Annotated in this window: 4 protein-coding genes; all 4 read left to right on the forward strand. The window is 43.4% G+C overall.

Translation table 11 applies throughout. The features are described from left to right. Nucleotides 1-19: 19 nt before the first annotated feature. The 4 genes from GX437_02225 to GX437_02240 are packed head-to-tail and all read left to right on the forward strand — an operon-like array spanning nt 20 to nt 5,972. Nucleotides 20-397, forward strand: coding sequence for a hypothetical protein (locus GX437_02225; protein NLJ06465.1), 378 nt, complete (start codon nt 20-22; stop codon nt 395-397). A gap of 22 nt (nt 398-419) precedes the next feature. After that, the gene (locus GX437_02230; protein NLJ06466.1) at nt 420-1,385 is read left to right on the forward strand and encodes a transglutaminase; all 966 of its coding nucleotides are present in this window, start codon (nt 420-422) and stop codon (nt 1,383-1,385) included. 11 nt (nt 1,386-1,396) lie between these two features. Next, nucleotides 1,397-4,669: a glycosyl hydrolase gene (locus GX437_02235; protein ID NLJ06467.1), complete on the forward strand. Its 3,273-nt coding sequence runs from the start codon at nt 1,397-1,399 to the stop codon at nt 4,667-4,669. A 31-nt stretch (nt 4,670-4,700) separates the two neighbouring features. Next, the gene (locus GX437_02240; GenBank protein NLJ06468.1) at nt 4,701-5,972 is read left to right on the forward strand and encodes a replication-associated recombination protein A; all 1,272 of its coding nucleotides are present in this window, start codon (nt 4,701-4,703) and stop codon (nt 5,970-5,972) included. The last annotated feature ends 7 nt before the right edge of the window (nt 5,973-5,979 follow it).

Consider the following 5,979-nt stretch of genomic DNA (forward strand, 5'->3'; position numbering starts at 1 on the left):
CATCAACAGATTTAACCCGGTGAGTAATTACTATCTGTCGCTCGGGATAAATTATCCGAACAACTCAGACAGAGTCCGGTCAGACGGAAACAGTCCGGGAGGAGATATTTTTATTCATGGAAATTGTGTAACAATCGGCTGTGTTCCCATCACAGACGATAAAATCATGGAGCTCTATTTACTTGCAGTGGAAGCGCGTGAACACGGCCAAAACACTATTTCTGTCCATATTTTTCCCTATCGTATGACCAGCAGCAATCATCAGAATTTTCAAAAGCAATATCCAGAGCATAAGAGCTTTTGGGATGAACTTTTACCTGTTTACAATTCCTTTGAAAATAATCACGTTGTTCCTGTAGTTAACATTCAGAATGATGGCAGATATGTGGTAAATTAGCAGGCCAAATAATTGGCCATTCATGCGAAAAAATGAAGAGAATGAGGTATTTCCTGATCTGAAAGCCATCGTCAGGCAAAACAGGAAAAAAAAACTCAAAGAGAGAATATTCCTCTCGGTGTTGTCGTGGCTGGCTGCTCTTATTTTGTCACTTCCTTTTTTTGCTATTGTTTATCAATATGTTCCCGAAATAACCCTTCAGGCAGGAGTAGATCATATTTTACGACTTGACCATGCTCTTACGGCAATTGTTGTGATCCTGATTATCCGCGGATTGATTGAAGTCTTTAAGAGAGTGGTAGCCGGAATCGTCCTGATGTGCTTCATCTTCCTGACCATTAATCTTTTTTTTAATAAATACAGTTATCTGGATGTTTACCACGATTATAAATCCATGTTTATCTACCTGCTCGAATCCCCTGTGCAGGTACCATTTATCCCTGAAAATGCTTCTTTCAAAAATGGGAACAAAATCAGGGCAGCCGTTGTGCCGGATAATCCATCGGTCCGAAACTTCGCTGTTGTGATTTCAAAGAAACATTTTAACGACCCGTATTATTTCAGACGCTATGGGAAAGTGATACAATATTTCAGTGTTTTCAAAGAAATCAATCAAAGGTGGCAATATGTTTTTGACCCGGCCAACAACGAATATTATGCACCAGCGTATGAATCTGTCATTCATCTCTCAGGCGATTGTGACGACTACTCCATCACCATGGCCTCCTGTATCGAAGCCATCGGGGGCGATGCACGGATAATACGGACAGAAGGACACCTTTATCCGGAAGTAAAAATTTGTCAGAAACAGGATTTTGTCAAATACAACCTGCTGATCCGTCAACTATTTGCCGAAGAATCAAAAGGCAAAGCCATCTATTATCATCTGGATGCTGATGACAATATCTGGTTAAACTTCGACTATACCGACCATTATCCGGGTGGAAAATTCATGAACACTAAAATAATCGGTATTCTTAACCTTTAAAACATTTATCCATGAAAATTAATTCTTTAACAAAAACAATCATGATGCTCGCAGTTTTTATGCTATGGTATCATGCCGGATTCTCACAGAAAAAAGAATCATCAGAAGAAAAGAAACTAAGCAGCAGCACCATTTCAGGATTAAAATTCCGCAGTGTCGGTCCGGCATTGATGTCGGGAAGAATAGTGGATATTGCAGTAAACCCTGAAAATTTCAATGAATATTATCTGGCAGTTGCCTGCGGGGGCGTTTGGAAAACCTCGAATGCAGGAACTACATGGACACCTGTTTTTGAAAAAGAAAAATCATTTTCCATAGGATGTGTAACGGTAGATCCTAAAAATCCGAATGTGGTGTGGGTTGGTACAGGAGAAAACAACAGCCAGCGTTCCGTATCATGGGGTGATGGGGTTTATAAATCGGTGGATGGCGGAAAAAGCTGGAAAAACATGGGACTTCAAAAATCGGAGCATATCGGAAAAATAGTGATTGACCCGAGAAATTCGGATGTTGTTTATGTAGCCGCACAGGGGCCTTTATGGGGGCCTGGTGGCGACAGAGGGCTTTACAAAACCACCGATGGAGGTGCTACATGGACTGCCGTTCTGACCATCAGCGAAAATACAGGAGTGACTGATGTGGTGATAGATCCGAAAAATCCGGATGTCATCGTTGCAGCTGCTTACCAACGCAGGCGCCATGTGTGGACACTCATTAACGGAGGCCCCGAATCTGCAGTTTATAAAAGTACCGATGGTGGAAAAACATGGAGAAAAATAACTTCCGGATTGCCTTCGGGCGATGTTGGCCGTATCGGGCTGGCCATTTCTCCTGTGAATCCAAATATTTTATATGCCATCGTTGAAGCTGCCGAAGACAAGGGCGGATTTTTCAGGTCAACCGACAGGGGCGAAACATGGACAAAAATGAATAATTACAGCACAGTCTCGGCTCAATACTATAACGAGATTTTCTGCGACCCCGTCAACCCTGATAAGGTTTATCTGATGGATACCTATTCTCAGCTCTCCCTTGACGGAGGAAAAACTTTTAAACCGCTGGGAAATAAATACCGCCATGTCGATGACCATGCTTTATGGATAAATCCCGTAAACCCTTCTCACCTGAGAATTGGAGGTGATGGCGGCCTTTATGAAACTTTTGATGCCTGTGCCAGCTGGCGCTATTTCGATAATCTGCCCGTTACCCAGTTTTACAGGGTATCAGTCGATAATGCAGAGCCATTTTACAATATTTATGGCGGAACACAGGACAATGCCTCTCAGGGCGGACCTTCACGTACAAAGAAAAACTATGGCATTGCCAACCACGACTGGTTTATTACCAACGATGGCGATGGTTTTGAGTCTTGCATCGACTCTGTAAATCCCGACATTGTTTATGCTCAGAGCCAGTATGGCGGACTGGTCAGGTACGATAAAAAAAGCGGAGAAGCCATCGACATCAAACCGATGGAAGGGAAAAACGAAAAACCTTACCGCTGGAACTGGGATGCACCTCTGATCATCAGCCCGCATTCACCCACCCGCTTGTATTTCGGTGCCAATTACCTTTTCCGTTCAGACGACAGGGGCAATTCATGGCAAATCATCAGTCCCGACCTTACCCGTCAGCGCGACCGAAATTCACTGAAAGTCATGGGAAAAATATGGCCTCCCGATGCCGTAGCCAAAAATGCCTCTACCTCTGTTTACGGCAATCTGATTCAGATCAGTGAAAGTCCGCTGAAAGAAGGACTCATCTATACCGGCTCGGATGACGGACAACTATCCATCACTGAAGATGGTGGTAAAAACTGGCGTTTTGTCAACTCATTTCCCGGAATACCGGAATTTACCTATATCAGTGCAGTCATAGCTTCGCAACACAACGAGAATGTTGTTTATGTTGCCTTTGACAACCATAAAATGGCCGACTTTAAACCCTATATCCTGAAAAGCACAGACAAGGGAAAAAGCTGGAAAGAAATCACCTCAAATCTTCCGGAACCTGAAGTGGTTTATTGCATTGCTGAAGATCATGTCAATCCTGATTTGTTATTCATAGGCACGGAATATGGAATATGGTTTACCATTGACGGGGGCAACAACTGGGTAAAAATGACTTCAGGACTTCCGACCATTGCCGTACGCGATATAGCCATTCAGAAAAGAGAGAATGACCTTGTTCTGGCTACTTTCGGCAGAAGTTTTTATGTCCTCGATGATTATTCTCCCCTTCGCCTGTTGAGTAATGAAACTCTTGAGAAACAGGCCTTTCTGTTCCCTGTGAAAGACGCATGGATGTATATTCCTGAAAAGCCTTTCGGCTGGGGCGAAAAAGGCTCACTTGGCGATGGCTTTTACACGGCTCCCAATCCTCCTTTTGGTGCTGTGTTTACTTATTATCTTAAAGAAGTTCCCAAAACATTGAAAGAGCAACGCCATGACAGAGAAAAGGAAGCCCTTGAAAAAGGCCTTGATATTAAATATCCTGACATTGAAGAATTAAAAAAGGAAGAAAATGAAAAAGCTCCTTATTTATTGTTCACCATCAGGGATGAGAGCGGACAAGTGGTCAGAAAACTAAAAACACAGGCTTCAAAAGGAATTAATCGCTTCACATGGGATTTACGTTATCCCTCCACTGCTCCGGCCCGGCCAAACAATGAAAACGAATCCGGCATGCTTGCCCTTCCCGGAAAATACAGTGTAACCCTTGAACTTATTCATGATGAATTAGTCAAATATTCAGCAGGACCGGTTGTTTTTGAGGCAAAAATATTAGGCGCTCCTACCCTGACCGCCTCAGACAGAAAAGCTCTGGTTGATTTTACCCAAAAAACTGCTGAACTCAGGAGAGTAGTTTCTGCCATACAACTGCTCAGCACCGATCTCGACACCAGAATAGCCGCTATCCGGTCAGCATTGATGCTGGCTAAAACCGATACCAAAGACCTTGAAATTCTGCTAAACAAAATAGAAAGGGAAAATAAACAAATTCAGATCGTCATTTCAGGGGATCCCGTTTTGGTCAAACGAAATGAAAACATTCCTGCCAGCCTGAACGACAGGATTGACAATATTGTCTGGGGGCTGTGGAGTTCAACATCAGCTCCCACGCAAACCATGCTCGACAACTACCGGATTGCCGGAGAAATTTATCTTGAAATTTCGGAGAAACTTAAAAATCTTTATGAAACAGACCTGAGGAAAATAGAAGCTGAACTGGAAAAAACCGGTGCCCCCTACACGCCAGGCAGATTTCCGGAATGGAAAAAATAAAGAATAACAAAAAAACATTTCAGGACACAACATGGAAACAAAGCTGACGACCCCGCTTGCCGAACGCTTACGCCCCCAAAGCCTTGACGATTTTATCGGACAGGAACATCTGGTCGGGAAAAATGCCATTTTAAGAAAAACCATCGAAAGCGGGCACATCCCTTCCATGATTTTCTGGGGACCCCCGGGGGTTGGAAAAACCACGCTGGCCAATATTATTGCCAAAAGGCTTGATAAAAGATTTTTTGGGTTAAGTGCCATTCAGGTGGGCGTAAAAGAAGTCAGGGAGGTCATTGAAATAGCCAAAAAAAGCAATCAGGTTATCCTGTTTCTGGATGAAATTCATCGCTTCAACAAAGGACAGCAGGATGCCTTGCTCGGAGCCATCGAAAAAGGGCTGATTCTCTTTATTGGCGCCACCACCGAGAACCCCTCCTTTGAAGTAAATACTGCTTTGCTTTCGCGTTGTCAGGTATATATTCTGAAAGAACTGGATGAAAACCACCTGAAAAAACTCTTTTATTCTGCTTTTGAAAAAGATGAATATCTGAAACAATTCAGCCCTGAGGTCAAAGAATGGGATGCCCTGCTGAGATATTCCGGAGGAGATGCACGTAAATTACTTAATATTATTGAATTAATAGTCAACCAACACAACAGTGGCAAGCTTGTTTTCGACAATAAGACGGTGGTGGAAACCATTCAGCAAAATCTGGCCACCTACGACAAAAGCGGAGAAATGCACTACGACCTGATTTCTGCATTTATCAAGTCGATGCGGGGAAGCGACCCGAATGCAGCCGTTTATTATCTGGCACGAATGCTGGCAGGAGGTGAAGACCCGAAATTCATTGCCCGCAGAATGCTGATTCTTGCCTCCGAAGATATCGGAAATGCCAATCCAAATGCTTTGTTGCTGGCAAATAACTGCTTTCAGGCCATAGACGTCATCGGAATGCCGGAAGCCAGAATTATCCTTTCACAAACGGCAATTTATCTGGCTTGTTCTCCCAAAAGCAACAGCAGTTATATGGCCATTGAACAAGCAATGGCAGAAGTGGCTCGTTCAGGCGACCTGCCGGTACCCCTCCACTTGCGCAACGCTCCTACCCGCCTGATGAAAAAAATTGGCTATGGTAAAAATTATCAGTATGCTCACGATTTTGAAGGCAACTTCGTCAACCTTGAGTTTCTGCCTGAAGCCATCAGTGGGAAAAAATTTTTCGAGCCTTCTAAAAATCCGAGAGAGGAAGAAATCAGAAAACATTTGCGTCAACTCTGGAAAAACAAATATGGATATTGAAACCAAA

The organism is Sphingobacteriales bacterium (assembly GCA_012517435.1).
In the GTDB taxonomy this organism is placed as follows: domain Bacteria; phylum Bacteroidota; class Bacteroidia; order CAILMK01; family JAAYUY01; genus JAAYUY01.

Excerpts from the sequence above, each read along its gene's own strand:
- GX437_02240 (NLJ06468.1), top strand. The coding sequence starts at position 4,701 with ATGGAAACAAAGCTGACGACCCCGCTTGCCGAACGCTTACGCCCCCAA.
- GX437_02235 (NLJ06467.1), top strand. The coding sequence starts at position 1,397 with ATGAAAATTAATTCTTTAACAAAAACAATCATGATGCTCGCAGTTTTT.
- GX437_02230 (NLJ06466.1), top strand. The coding sequence starts at position 420 with ATGCGAAAAAATGAAGAGAATGAGGTATTTCCTGATCTGAAAGCCATC.